The sequence below is a fragment of the Rhizobium sp. Root483D2 genome (genome assembly GCF_001426685.1).
Taxonomy (GTDB): domain Bacteria; phylum Pseudomonadota; class Alphaproteobacteria; order Rhizobiales; family Rhizobiaceae; genus Pararhizobium; species Pararhizobium qamdonense.
This window is the reverse complement of the sequence record NZ_LMFB01000009.1, coordinates 314535-327386: the sequence shown is the minus strand read 5'-3', so window position 1 is coordinate 327386 and position 12852 is coordinate 314535. Positions and strand designations below refer to the sequence as shown.

Genomic DNA, 12852 nt, shown 5'->3' with positions numbered 1-12852 from the left:
ATCATGCAGACATTTCCAAATGCGGGCGGCGGCGCAATCGTTCTCTCGCTCGCTGAGCGGATCATCGAAAATCGCGCTTATCTCAGCGAAATCGACGGCAAGATCGGCGATGGCGACCACGGCGTCAACATGGCCAAGGGTTTTGCCATGACGGCCGAGCGGCTGAAGGGCAAGGACGCATCGCTGGCCGAAGCGCTCGACACGCTGGGAACGCTGCTGATGACGGAAATCGGCGGATCGATGGGGCCGCTCTACGGCGTCATGTTTACCGAATTTGCCGAAAAGATCGAAACCACCGAGGCGATCGATGCCGAGGCCTACAGCCGGATGCTGCATTCAGGACTTGAAGGCATCCAGTCAATCGGCGAGGCAAAGGTTGGCGACAAGACGCTGATCGACACGCTTGTGCCGGCGATCGAGGCTTTTGATGCCGCGACAAGAGAGGGGCAGTCTTTCGCCGATGCGCTCGCCGCGCTTGTCAGCGCTGCAGAAGCAGGCCGCGATTCCACCATCAATCTCGTTGCAAAAATCGGCCGGGCCAGCCGCCTTGGCGAACGCTCGCTCGGCGTTCTCGATGCCGGCGCAACATCCTGCGCCATCATCTTGAAGGAACTCTCGCTCGGCGCCCGCGAGCGCTTGCAGTAAGTCTTCGATGGATAGAACCGCCATGGCGACAAACGCTGTGGCCGCGCAACCGCAGTTTTGCGATTGCTGTTGCAAACCACCGGCATTGCTTCCATCTTCCCGGCCTGCACTGTTGCAGCAGCCTGAGTGCCTCAAACAGGACGCGCGGCGCTGGAGCGAATGAGGGAACATCGCAATTTCATGACACCCAAGGCACTTTCACCCCGAAAGGGCGGCGCAAACAGGATTGGCACGACCGAAAGCCTCGACGCCATGCCATTGCGCTATGGCGACGACCCTTATGTCTGGGCCTGCTGGCTCTACTATGAGGACGGCATGACGCAGGGCGAAATCGCCGATGCGATGGGTGTGTCCCGCGCCACCGTCAACAGCTATCTCGCCGATGCGCGCGAAAAGGGGATCGTCAATATTTCACTGGAGCCGGCGCGGCTGGCGTCCCTGACGATTGCGCAGGAACTCAAGCGCCACTTCGGCCTTGCGGACTGCCTGGTCGTCCCGAGCGATGACAATGCCCGGCCGCTGATCAACCGGCTTGGCGTTGCCGGTGCCCACGCATTGCAAAAGCTTCTGAAATCGGGCGACACGCTTGCCGTCGCCTGGGGCCGGACGATCCTGTCGGTCGGCGAACATACGGATATCGGCGCGTTGCAGGACATGACCGTTATTCAGGCGACCGGTGGCACCACGGCATCCTTTGCCTATACGCCGGAACTGACGGCATCGGCGGTCGCGAAATCGATCTCGGCGCGTTGCGTCAACATCACCGCACCTGCCATTGTCGCATCAGCGCAGATGCAGCGCATGCTTCTGGATGAGCCTCTGCTCAAGGAACAATTCGCGACCCTGTCGCGCGCAAACCGGATCATTTTCGGCATCTCGTCGCTCAGGCCAAACTCCACGATCCACACCAGCGGCTTTTTTGAGTCCGTCCCTCTGCAGCATTATCTGGCAAAAGGTGCGGCGGGCGTCGTTGCCGGACGGTTCATCGACGAACGCGGCAAGCCGGTCACGGGGCCGCTTGATGACCGGACCATCGGCATATCGCTGGATATGCTGCGCGGGATCGGCACGCGGATCGCTGTCGCCGGCGGTTTTGACAAGGTGCCTGCCCTGCTCGCAGCGCTGCGCGGAGGCTATGCCAACGTTCTGATTACGGACGCTGCCACCGGTAGCGGCATTCTCCGGGCCGATGGCGTCACCAGCCTCGATAGCCGCCTGTCGCAGCGGCAGAAGCCGGTTTCCACCCCCAGCAGCTATCGAACCCATGTCAAGAAATTCCTCAACAACCCAAATGATGTCGTGGAGGAGATGCTCGACGGCGTGATCAAAGCCCATGACAAATATCTGCAACCGGTCAAAGGTTCGCACCGGGCGCTGGTGGCACGTGACGGACCGCGCAAGGGCAAGGTTGGCTTGGTCATCGGTGGCGGCACCGGCCACGAGCCATGCTTCATCGGCTATGTCGGCAAGGGCTTGGCCGACGCTGTCGCCATCGGCAACATCTTTTCGTCCCCGCCGCCTGATCCCATCGTTCAATGCGCAGTCGCCGCCTCCGGTGGCGAAGGCGTGTTGTTTGTCTACGGAAATTACGCCGGCGACGTGATGAATTTCGAAATGGCCGCTGAAATTGCAGAGGAACAGGGGATAGAGATCCGCACGGTGCTGACCACCGACGACATCGCCTCATCCCCTCTGGAAGACAAGGATGGCCGCCGCGGCGTTGCTGGAAATTTCTTCATCTTCAAGGTGGCCGGTGCCGCCTGTGACCAAGGACTGACCCTGGATGCCTGCGAGGCCATCACGCGCAAGGCCAATGCCCGCACCTTCACGGTCGGCGTTGCCCTTGAACCCTGCTCCATGCCCCAGACGCGCAGGCACAATTTCGAGATTGGCCCGGAGGATATGGAAGTCGGCATGGGCATCCATGGCGAACCCGGCGTCTCGCGCGAGCGCATCCGTACCGCCGATGAAGTGGTCGACACGATCATGGACAATATCTTCAAGGAGATGAAGACGCAGCCGGGCGACCGGGTGGCCGTTCTCGTCAACTCGTTCGGGGCAACGCCTCTGATGGAGCTCTATATCCTGTTCCGGCGTGTCGCGCAGAGGTTGGCGGCCAAGAATGTCGTCATCGAGGCCAACTGGATCGGGTACTATTGCACCTCGCTCGACATGGCCGGCGCATCGATCTCTATCCTGCATCTCGACGAACAGCTCACCGAACTGTTGAATCATCCCTGCGAAACCGCAGTCCTGAATATCAATCAAGCATGAAATCAGCGGTTCGACAGGACCGCAGGCTGGCAAGGCATTGGGAGGAATATCATGTCGGAGAATGCGGCACGCAGCATGGTCAAAATGTTCCAGACGATGTCGCAGGTCATCGAGGCCGAAAAGGATCATCTCTCGGAACTTGACGGCGCCATTGGCGACGGCGATCACGGGATTACCATGTCAATCGGCTTTCGCGCCATCAATGCCGAATTGTCCAAGCTCGATCTCGACCGGGCAAGCCTCTCGGACGTGATGTCGACGGCTGCGAGTGGCTTCTTGAATGCGGTCGGCGCTTCGACCGGGCCGCTTTACGCAACCGGTTTCCAGCGTGCCGCCAAGGCATTGGCCGGTTGCACCTCCTGGGATCTATCCGCCTGCACCGAGATGATCGAAGCCATCGCTGCCGGCATTCGTGAGCGCGGCAAGGGGCAGCGCGGCGACAAGACGATGCTCGACGCCTGGCTCCCGGCCGCCGACGCCGCGAGGAATGCTCTGTCCGAAAACAAGACTGCAAGCGCCTATTGGCACGATGTTTTGACCTCGGCCGAAAACGGCGCCGACGCCACCCGCTCGATGATCGCCACCAAGGGTCGCGCGGCAAGGGTGCGCGAACGCTCGCTGGGTCACATAGACCCGGGTGCTGCCTCCGCCGTGCTTTTCATCCGGGTCCTGGCCGGAGCAAATGGTGAAGCCAGCCGTCCTCACGATCACTGAACCTAAAACCTGTTTGTCCTCACAAACAGTGGCTTTCTTCGATCAAGGCTGCGGCTCGATTTCAAGCGTGCGCGCCTTCACCTGTCCTGAGCGCCCTGCACCCCAGCCGGCGATCCCGGCAGAAATTCCAAGCAGGATAAACAGGAAGGCGCTTGCAGAGAAACTGCCTGTCCAGGAATGAAGGAGGCCAACGATCAACGGCCCGATCGCAGCCAGGAGATAACCGACGCATTGTGCCATTCCGGAGAGATGCGCCGCGACATGCGCATCCGGGGACCGCAACACGATGATCGTCATCGCAACTGAGATAAGACCCCCCTGCCCTATGCCCTGCAGAATGGCCCAGATCCAGACCGTCGATAACGGCGCGAAAAGCAGGCCAAGCAAAGCGATGACCGCTGACGAAAGCACCATCATGACGACGGCGCGCTGATCGGGCCGGCGCACGGCAATATGCGGGATGACAAGGCAGGCGCCGGCCTGGACCATCACCGAGACAGACACGACAGCACCGGCCGTGATGCCATAAAGGCCGCGCTCGCGCAGGATCGGCACGAGCCAGCCGAACACGCAATAGGCTAGCGCGGACTGGAACCCCATGAACAGCGTCACCTGCCAGGCAAGCCGATCGCGCAACAGGGCCTGAACCCGAAACCCGGATTGTTTCGGGCGGCGGCTGAGCCAAAATGCCTGCGGCAACCATAAGAGCAGAACAAGGAAAACCGGCAGCGCCCAGGCCCCCAAAGCTGCAGGTGCCGAGCCATTCAGCAGATGTTCGATTGGCAAGGTGAACCCCGCAGCCGCTGCGGCACCGGCACACAGCGCCATCGTATAACATCCGGTCATCAGGGCTGCCTTGTCAGGGAAATCCCGTTTGACGAGACCAGGCAAAAGGACGTTGCCAACGGCGATGCAGGCGCCGGCAAGTGCCGTTCCGAGAAAGAGAAGTGGGACGGAATTCAGGCTTCGAAGCGCAGTTCCGAGCATCAATAAAGCAAGGACGCCCAGGAGGGTCCGTTCCGTTCCTATTTTTTGTGCCAGCCAGGGTGCGAGCGGCGAAAAGGCCCCGAGGCAGACGACCGGCAGCGTGGTGAGCAAACCAATGGCTGCCGTCGAAAGACCGAATGTCTGCGCAATTTCCGGAAGCAATGCGGAGGCGCTGGAAAAGACCGGGCGAAGATTGAATGCGATCAGCACGAGGCTCACGCCGAGCAGCAAACGCGCAGCGGTACTTGGCGGCGCAATGACGCGCGGTTGCGGCACGCTGTCGATCTCGGCATCAATCAGCTGGTCATCGATAGCCTGAAGGGGCCTTACCCGTTTTGGTTGGGCAGTCATGACAAAAGCATCCTGTCGAGTGCGCTCAGTATCGGAGCCATGAAGCGGCGCGTCGCCGCATCGGCCTGATCTGGCGACCCGGAGGCAATGGCATCGATAATAGCGGCATGCGCCTGCATGTCGGGTTCGGGGAGTTCATCGCACAGCGTGGCTTCGATGGTCTCGCGGATGGAGGCGGAAAAGAATTCGTAAATTTCGATCATGGCCTGATTGCCGGATGCGGCAACGACAGCTTTGTGGAAGGCAAGATCCCGGACGATATAGTCCTCGCGGTCGCCCTCGTTGCTATGGCCGCGAACCTCAAGCAGTGAACGCAACGCCGGGATTGCCGCCGGAGCGTGGCGGATGGCAGCCATGCGAGCGGCCTCGACCTCCAGCGCGCAGCGCGCTTCCAGAAGATCGCGCAACCCAGCACCCCGTGCGCGCGAAAAACTTTCGACAGGATCGGTCTTGGAACGGACATAGGTGCCTGACCCCTGCTTCGTCTCCAGAAACCCTTTGGCAACGAGAACGCGGACGGCCTCGCGCACGGTGCCGCGGCTGACAGACAGCAGCGACGATAACGTCGCCTCGTTCGGCAACTGGCCACCGACCGGCCATCGGCCGGAACTGATCTCCAGCCGCATCGCCTCGACAGCCGTGTCAGTCAGATTTGTTCGCGAGAGAGCTTGCATCATTCATCCAGTCATCCGATGACTTGATGAATAGAACCTATTGGGCTTATTAGCAAGATATTTGGCAGGACTGCCTGCAAAGACGCGCCAATAACGTTGTTCTCTTCAATGAGACGTCGGCGAGTGCGACGGTAGTCCTCGGCGAAACCCGTTCTATATACCGCTTTCTATTTCCACTCGTGAAGCCGCGCGGCGCGATAAGGCTGCTCACTCTCCAACACAAAACCATTGCCTGCTTCAGACACATATTTGTCTGCGTCAGCGTCATCATTGAACCCGACAAACACCATCAGCATGGCGCGGGCGACCGGTTCGCCTTTCTTGCGATAGGAGAAATTGACGGCGCAATGGGGATATCGTGCATTTACCGCCGCCGCCTGCGCGCCTTTGCCAGAATGCGCGCCATCCACTGGATCGGTAAGCGCAACGAATTGCCCAAGCGCAAAAAAGCGATCCATTGCCGAAAATGCGGAGGATTGAGCAACCTTCTGGTTCGCGCCATCTGCAGAGCGGCCATAGTACAGACTGTCAGTCTGGCCCCTTCTGCGCTTTGTTTCATAGACAATGACGCTGCCGGCTGCCGCCAGTTCCAGGCGAACCTCGAACGTCTGGAACAATTCGGGATGCCGGTCCAACTGCGTGAACAGACCCCTCACGTCCGCGATATAGTCCGCATAGAGCGCAACGGCCATGGAGCATCTCCTTCATAGTCCTTGAAACGTGTGCCTATCACGCGTCTGTCAATGGCGACAGATTTTTCTCGGACATTGAAGAAGAATGGAAAACGTGATTGGGCGGTTATCGTCGGTAATTCCATGAAAACCGCACCGCCAGTCGCTTCACCATAATGACTGATAATCCTACCAGCCCGGCTTTTGGTGAGCTACGTGTTATTTTACCCTGCCACGATCAGGGATGCAACGTTCCTGACAACGTTGCATCGCGGTTCTTCGGTTACAAAGCAAAAAAGACCAACCAAACGGCCCAGCAAATGATCGACGGTTGGGAGCTTTTGACACGTTTGAAAAAGCTTCACTGGATGCTCGATGAAAGCAAGCCGGAACTGTATATTCTGAACAGTAAAAAGTCTGATGATGGCCGCAACGATTCGGATCATGGCTGCTGGCGCAACCTTTTCTCGGGCTTCAACGGGATGACAGTTCCGGAAAATTGATCCCCTGCCCGTTTTTTCAGGTACGCCGATTTTCAGTTCTTGCGCTTGATGAGTTCGTCAATTGCTTGTTCCGCTTGGTTTTTACCGATCTAGTCATTGATTTTTCATGATAAGTTTGCGCCACGTTAAGATATCGTTAACCAAAAAGGTCTTGCCCAAAACTCAGAATCGGAGCCTATTGCCAACGGCGGAAATTGTTCGCTTTCCCGCAAAAAATCGCCACTGGCAACAAAATGAGTTTCGCAATGCCGCAAACCGCCGAAAAAACAGTCCCTTTAGCCGAAGGCTTGACAGCCTTGATGGAGCGGCATGCCGAAGCGCTGTCTACGCAGCTTCAGGCACATCACCTTAAGGTCTTCCCGCCGACCGCGCAAAAGGGAATCCGAACCTTCGGGCCATCGGAAACAGCCAAGCTGCTGGGTGTGGGCGAATCCTATCTTCGGCAAATTGCCGGTGACATGCTGGAGCTCAATGTCAGCACCAGCCCAGGCGGGCGCCGGATCTTTTCGATCGAAGACATTCACGGTATTCGCAAGCATCTCGATCAGATCGGCCGCGGCAACCGCCGCTATCTGCCGCACCGCCGAAGTGACGAGCAGCTTCAAGTCATTTCCGTGATGAACTTCAAGGGCGGCTCCGGAAAAACCACGACGGCAGCCCATTTGGCGCAATATCTGGCCATGCGCGGATATCGCGTTCTCGCCATCGATCTCGATCCGCAGGCAAGCCTCTCGGCTTTGTTCGGAAGCCAGCCGGAAACAGATGTCGGCCCGAACGAAACGCTCTATGGCGCCATCCGTTACGACGACGAACAGCGGCCGATTGAGGAGGTGGTTCGGGGCACCTATATTCCCGACCTCCACCTCATACCCGGCAATCTCGAACTGATGGAGTTTGAGCACGATACGCCCCGCGCGCTCATGCAGCGCAAGGAAGGCGATACCCTGTTCTACGGCAGGATCAGCCAGGTCATCGAAGATATCGCTGATAATTACGATGTCGTCGTAATCGATTGCCCGCCGCAGCTGGGTTATCTGACGCTGTCGGCGCTCACAGCCGCTACATCGATCCTGGTGACTGTACATCCGCAAATGCTGGATGTCATGTCCATGAACCAGTTTTTGGCCATGACATCGAACTTGCTGCGCGAAATCGAAAATGCCGGAGCCCGCTTCAACTTCAACTGGATGCGCTACCTCGTCACTCGTTTCGAGCCCAGCGATGGGCCGCAGAACCAGATGGTGGGCTATCTCCGCTCGATCTTCGGCGAGAATGTTTTGAACTTTCCGATGCTGAAGACAACAGCCGTCTCGGATGCCGGCCTGACCAACCAGACATTGTTCGAAGTCGAACGCAGCCAGTTCACGCGGTCAACCTATGACCGCGCCCTGGAGGCGATGAACGCTGTAAACGATGAAATTGAATCACTGATCAAAAAAGCATGGGGTAGAACCGCATGAGCCGGAAGGATCTCCTCGGCGTTTCCGTAAACGTCCCGACTGTCGCGCAGGATGGCCCGCCAAAAAACCGCGCCATGCCGCTTCTGGGCGTCACCCGCAAGGAACGCGACCCCGCGACCAAGCTGACGGCCAATATCGGCAACGCCTTGCGTGAGCAGAACGACCGGCTCGGACGTGCCGATGAAATCGAGCGGCGGCTAGCGGAAGGTCAGTCCGTGGTGGACATGAACCCTGCGGATATCGATCCGTCCTTTCTGCAGGACCGCATGCCGGGTGAAATCGACGGCCTGATGGACTCTATTCGCGAGCAGGGCCAGCAAGTGCCTATCCTCGTGCGCCCTCACCCGTCTTTGCCTGGACGTTACCAGGTCGCATTCGGCCACCGCCGCCTTCGCGCCGTGACGGAACTCGGCCTGTCCGTAAAGGCAATCGTCAGGGATTTGACGGACGAGCAACTCGTCGTCGCGCAGGGCCAGGAAAACAGCCAGCGTCAGGATTTGACCTATATTGAAAAGGCGCGCTTCGCAGACCGGCTGAAGGCGCAGTTTCCGCGAGAAGTGATTATGTCGTCCATGTCGCTCCACAAAGGCGATGTGTCGATCATGCTTTCCGTGGTTTCGCGCTTAACGGGAGACCTGATCGACGCGATTGGGGCAGCACCGGGAGTAGGGCGCCGAAGCTGGGCAGACCTCGCCGACTTCCTGGAGAAAAACGATCGCTTCGGAGAAGCGACGGAATTCGTTTCCTCCGACGATATGCGCCGCCTCCCCTCAGATGACCGGTTCAAGGCCTTGGTCAGCTATTTGAAGCCAAAAGCGAAGAAGGCCGATCCTTTTATCTGGAAGACCAGTTCGGGTGCGCCTTTGGCAAAGGTGACGAAAGCCAATGCCAAGCTCGACATTTCCATCGACACGCGAAAAGCCCCGGAATTTGCGGCCTTCGTGCTTGAACATTTAACCGCGCTGTTTGAGGAGCATCGCTCCAAAGCCCGCGCAAAAGATCAACAGACCAACGGAGAGTAAGCCGGCAAAAGAAAAAGGCCCCCTAAACGTTGCCGTCGTGGAAGCCTCTCTCGTCTAAGCAGCTAGAGAATCGCATTTCCTCGAATCACAGTCAAGTGTTTTGGCGCCGTTTTGGCGAGCGAATTTCTTTTGCCTTCTGAAAGGTGAGAGAGAATGCAGTTAGGAAGTGTGACGACGCCGTTCGGGCGGCGGCCGATGACGCTTGCGCATGTGCGACAGCAAGTGGCATTGGCTGATATCAAGCCGGGCAAGACAGCAGACAAATGGAAAATCTTGCGAGACGCCTCCGCGTCAATGAGCATCCTTGGGATACAGTCCAACAGCCTCGCGGTGCTGGACGCACTCTTAAGCTTCCATCCGGAGACCGAGCTGCGCGAAGGCGCCAATCTCATCGTCTTCCCATCAAACATTCAGCTGGCGCTACGCGCCCATGGGATGGCCGGTGCAACGCTCCGCCGTCACCTTGCCATCCTGGTGGACGCGGGTTTGATTGCGCGCAAGGACAGCGCAAACGGCAAACGCTACGCTCGCAAGGGCAGCTCAGGCAACATTGAAAAAGCTTTTGGCTTCGACCTCTCACCTCTCCTCGCCCGCGCCGAAGAACTGGCCATTTCAGCCCAACAGGTAATGGCCGACAGGGTCGCGTTGAAGGCAGCAAGAGAAAACCTGACAATATGCCGCCGCGATACCCGCAAACTCATCAGCGCCGCCCTCGCTGAAGGTGCTGACGGCGATTGGCTGGCGATCGAGGCCATGTACATCACCCTCGTCGAAAAATTCCCGGCATCGCCGACGCTGGAGACCGTCACAGACCTGCTAGGTAAAATGCAAAGACTTCAGGAAGAAGTTCTCAAGAGACTGACTTTCAACGAAAAATCAGGAAATCTGAGCAGCAATGATAGTCATATTGAGCAGCACATACAGAATTCACATACCAATTATCCTACTGAATTTGAACCAAGCGTTCGAACAGATCTGGCGTCGAAATCGAGTGATGTGCCACTTCAAACAAAACCGATGAAGAATTTCCCACTCGGATTGGTCTTGAGGGCCTGCCCTGCGATCCTCGACTATGGACCGGGTGGAGATATCGGAAACTGGCGAGACCTAATATCTGCGGCTGTCGTGGTTCGATCCGTTCTGGGGGTAAGTCCTGCGGCCTATCAAGATGCGTGCATGGCAATGGGGCAAGAGAACGCTGCCGTCGCGATGGCCGCTATTCTTGAGCGAGCCAGCTTGATCAACTCAGCCGGTGGATATCTGCGAGATTTGACCCGGCGAGCAGAACGAGGCGAGTTTTCGCTGGGACCGATGGTTATGGCGTTGATAAAAAGCCAGGTCGAAGAGGGCAGGCGGTTGGGATGATAGTAAGGCTTGGCTAGAGTTTGCCGTGGCAAACTCTAGCCAATGATGGACTATAAATGTTTCGAAGTAATAGCCGACCTCGGCAGACACAAATACCCATTCAAGACCATATCACAACCGGCCGTTTCAGCGTCCATCGCACAACGTTTTCAAATTTAATGCTTTTTTGAGCAAGGAGCATATGCGGCTGATATCCGGAAATATTGCTGAAGAAAGGCGGTGGCGCGTCGAGAAGATGTTTGAACTCTGGCTTGAAGCTTTCTCCCAGGCCGTTTAGAAAAAAGCGTAGTTGAGACAGTTTTCCCCATCTTCATATCTAGGCCGGATTGACATTTATCTTAGCCAGATCATGGCTGGGGCCATGGTGAATAGGGCCTGTGAAGTGGGCCTTTGTCTGTCGTAACGGGGAGCAAGGCGTCGGAACTTTTTCAGCCAATGAATCTTCGGGAAAATCCGCTACAGATTTGATGTCGCTGAACTGTCCTGATCTGATGCAGATTCGTAAAGGGCGGCCAGACGTACCGGCGAGCACGTGGGTATTGGTGATCGATCCGTATAGAACACCCCAGCACTTGATCCTTTTGTCGTTAATCGACCATTGATGCGACCACACAATGATATTATCGAGAATGGGATATTGGTTGTCACGATCCGCCGTCAGCGCGTCAATACTTGCTCCCTACGCTTGACACCAACGGGTGAAGCTGTGCGGTGCACCGTCTCGACCTTGCCCGAAAAGGAGGCGCGATCCGAGCCAGTTGCGCCGTATTCAATTCATAATGTTTCATCGTACTCATAACCCCAATCGCAAAACTGATCACTTCTTACTGACCGCCAATTTGAGAGCCTGAATCTCGATCCGTCCTAGTAAACCCAAACCTGGAAGAAACGGGCTTTCAGTAAATAGGTTGGTGGCGAAAAGAAGTTTGCCGCGGCAAACTTCCAACAACTATTTGCGGATTAGGGCTAGTCCCGCGTAGGTGATGCTGAGACCGGGGGGCATTTCGTAGATAACCCACCGTTAATGACAATTTCGCCGCGGGTTGTGACGGCCCTAAGGGCTCTAGGAGGTGGTTCTTGATTACCCTTTCGCTAAAAACCTGATGTTCTATAAGCTTTCGAGTGTGCGAAGGGAGATAATGCGTCATCCGTAATGCCCTTTGAATGAAACGCTTGGCCTTGCCGTTGGTTTTGGGTGTATACGGTTTGCTGCGGATGTGCTTGAGGCCGAGGCTCTTTCAGGCTTTTGCGAAATCCCCGGCTTTGTGGCAGGAACCGTTATCGGTTATCACGCGTGTGACCGTGATGCCGAGGCTGTTGTAATAGGCAACGGCCGCCATGAGGAAGGCAACCGCGCTTTCGGCCTTTTCGTTCGGGAAGATGCCGGTAAAGGCGATGCGTGAGGCATCATCGATTGAGATATGGACATATTCCCAGCCAACGCCAGGGGAGTTACTCTGGCCAGTCCTGTTGCCGGTGATGCGGTGACCGACGCGCTCGAAGCGGCCGAGATGCTTCATGCCGAGATGGATCAGACCACCTCGTTCGGCATATTCGTAACGCACGGCCGGTTCGATGGACACAAGGTCCTCCATCCGCGACAGGCCGGCGCGTTTGAAAACACGTCTGACGGTGGCAGGCAAAACACCCGTCCCCATGGCAATGTGCTTGCCGGTCAGGCGCTGCTTGCGAAGAGTTGCAATGCGCTCGGCCAAGCCGCCGTCTGTCCATGGGGGACTGATGTTGAGCCGCAATGACGGGTACGTCATATCGTCGCGCCGTTGTATTTGGCTGTGCAGCCCAGCGCGCACGATCTTCGGTGAAACGCCATGATGCGGGCAGCCTGTGCTTAATTGAGCTGGCCACCGGTCACTGCCAAAGTAATTTCTTCGCTACGCAAAAGCGTCAATCGAGCATCTTGTGAATGTTCATTATGAGCGATCCTGAAAACTGAGGTGTGGCAACTCCAGTCTCCAAGATCTACTCCGAATGGACAACCTCTTTAAAGCTTACACCCAGGATGAAATGGCTCTTTTGCGATGGTATTTCTAAGTTCCTCGCCATAATATCAGCGCGGAACTGCACCAAATAAAAAGTAAAGAGAGAGAACATTATCGTTTGTTTTTTTCGGCAGACACGCCGTGCGGTTTAAGATAATTAATTTATCATAAGTGCACGGATAATGC

10 protein-coding genes and 1 pseudogene are annotated in these 12852 nt (G+C 56.9%); 7 read left to right on the top strand and 4 right to left on the bottom strand.

Translation table 11 applies throughout. The features are described from left to right. Nucleotides 1–3 precede the first annotated feature (3 nt). The 3 genes from dhaL (ASD32_RS08100) to dhaL (ASD32_RS08085) all read left to right on the top strand — a co-directional run bounded on the left by dhaL (ASD32_RS08100) (nt 4) and on the right by dhaL (ASD32_RS08085) (nt 3633). The gene (dhaL, locus tag ASD32_RS08100) at nt 4–645 is read left to right on the top strand and encodes a dihydroxyacetone kinase subunit DhaL (protein WP_060637492.1); all 642 of its coding nucleotides are present in this window, start codon (nt 4–6) and stop codon (nt 643–645) included. Nucleotides 646–825: 180 nt separating this feature from the next. Continuing rightward, nucleotides 826–2919 (top strand): bifunctional sugar-binding transcriptional regulator/dihydroxyacetone kinase subunit DhaK, encoded by a 2094-nt coding sequence (locus tag ASD32_RS28915; RefSeq protein ID WP_082546692.1) that lies wholly within the window; start codon nt 826–828, stop codon nt 2917–2919. A 51-nt stretch (nt 2920–2970) separates the two neighbouring features. Beyond that, nucleotides 2971–3633 carry a dihydroxyacetone kinase subunit DhaL gene (dhaL, locus tag ASD32_RS08085; protein ID WP_060637491.1) on the top strand — a complete coding sequence of 221 codons (663 nt, stop codon included), beginning with the start codon at nt 2971–2973 and terminating at the stop codon, nt 3631–3633. Nucleotides 3634–3675: 42 nt separating this feature from the next. Here the strand turns inward: dhaL (ASD32_RS08085) and ASD32_RS08080 are convergent, their stop codons facing one another. From ASD32_RS08080 to ASD32_RS08070, 3 genes are all read right to left on the bottom strand, one after another. Next, the gene (locus ASD32_RS08080; protein ID WP_060637490.1) at nt 3676–4971 is read right to left on the bottom strand and encodes an MFS transporter; all 1296 of its coding nucleotides are present in this window, start codon (nt 4969–4971) and stop codon (nt 3676–3678) included. Continuing rightward, complete coding sequence (locus ASD32_RS08075; protein ID WP_060637641.1) at nt 4968–5645, bottom strand: FCD domain-containing protein; 678 nt, start codon at nt 5643–5645, stop codon at nt 4968–4970. Before ASD32_RS08075 ends, ASD32_RS08080 begins: the two co-directional genes overlap by 4 nt. Before the next feature lie 167 nt (nt 5646–5812). Beyond that, on the bottom strand, nt 5813–6337 hold the full coding sequence (locus tag ASD32_RS08070; protein WP_060637489.1) for a hypothetical protein: 525 nt from the start codon (nt 6335–6337) through the stop codon (nt 5813–5815). A gap of 155 nt (nt 6338–6492) precedes the next feature. On the opposite strand from ASD32_RS08070, the gene ASD32_RS29465 reads away from it, so the two are divergent. The 4 genes from ASD32_RS29465 (at nt 6493) to repC (ending at nt 10666) form a co-directional block, all read left to right on the top strand. After that, on the top strand, nt 6493–6819 hold the full coding sequence (locus ASD32_RS29465) for a hypothetical protein (protein WP_156383098.1): 327 nt from the start codon (nt 6493–6495) through the stop codon (nt 6817–6819). Between the two features lie 245 nt (nt 6820–7064). Further along, the gene (gene repA, locus ASD32_RS08060) at nt 7065–8279 is read left to right on the top strand and encodes a plasmid partitioning protein RepA (RefSeq protein ID WP_060637487.1); all 1215 of its coding nucleotides are present in this window, start codon (nt 7065–7067) and stop codon (nt 8277–8279) included. Further along, nucleotides 8276–9301, top strand: coding sequence for a plasmid partitioning protein RepB (gene repB, locus ASD32_RS08055; protein WP_060637486.1), 1026 nt, complete (start codon nt 8276–8278; stop codon nt 9299–9301). The genes repA and repB overlap by 4 nt, the downstream gene beginning before the upstream one ends. A gap of 153 nt (nt 9302–9454) precedes the next feature. Beyond that, the gene (repC, locus tag ASD32_RS08050) at nt 9455–10666 is read left to right on the top strand and encodes a plasmid replication protein RepC (RefSeq protein WP_060637485.1); all 1212 of its coding nucleotides are present in this window, start codon (nt 9455–9457) and stop codon (nt 10664–10666) included. Between the two features lie 1148 nt (nt 10667–11814). On the opposite strand, the pseudogene ASD32_RS30635 reads toward repC, so the two are convergent. Further along, nucleotides 11815–12608: pseudogene (locus tag ASD32_RS30635) on the bottom strand (DDE-type integrase/transposase/recombinase); the annotation flags it as partial. Nucleotides 12609–12852: the final 244 nt, after the last annotated feature.

What these genes read in the sequence shown, in the direction of transcription:
- dhaL (WP_060637492.1), top strand. Translation starts at nt 4, where the DNA reads ATGCAGACATTTCCAAATGCGGGCGGCGGCGCAATCGTTCTCTCGCTC.
- ASD32_RS28915 (WP_082546692.1), top strand. Translation starts at nt 826, where the DNA reads ATGACACCCAAGGCACTTTCACCCCGAAAGGGCGGCGCAAACAGGATT.
- dhaL (WP_060637491.1), top strand. Translation starts at nt 2,971, where the DNA reads ATGTCGGAGAATGCGGCACGCAGCATGGTCAAAATGTTCCAGACGATG.
- ASD32_RS08080 (WP_060637490.1), bottom strand. Translation starts at nt 4,971, where the DNA reads ATGACTGCCCAACCAAAACGGGTAAGGCCCCTTCAGGCTATCGATGAC.
- ASD32_RS08075 (WP_060637641.1), bottom strand. Translation starts at nt 5,645, where the DNA reads ATGCAAGCTCTCTCGCGAACAAATCTGACTGACACGGCTGTCGAGGCG.
- ASD32_RS08070 (WP_060637489.1), bottom strand. Translation starts at nt 6,337, where the DNA reads ATGGCCGTTGCGCTCTATGCGGACTATATCGCGGACGTGAGGGGTCTG.
- ASD32_RS29465 (WP_156383098.1), top strand. Translation starts at nt 6,493, where the DNA reads ATGACTGATAATCCTACCAGCCCGGCTTTTGGTGAGCTACGTGTTATT.
- repA (WP_060637487.1), top strand. Translation starts at nt 7,065, where the DNA reads ATGCCGCAAACCGCCGAAAAAACAGTCCCTTTAGCCGAAGGCTTGACA.
- repB (WP_060637486.1), top strand. Translation starts at nt 8,276, where the DNA reads ATGAGCCGGAAGGATCTCCTCGGCGTTTCCGTAAACGTCCCGACTGTC.
- repC (WP_060637485.1), top strand. Translation starts at nt 9,455, where the DNA reads ATGCAGTTAGGAAGTGTGACGACGCCGTTCGGGCGGCGGCCGATGACG.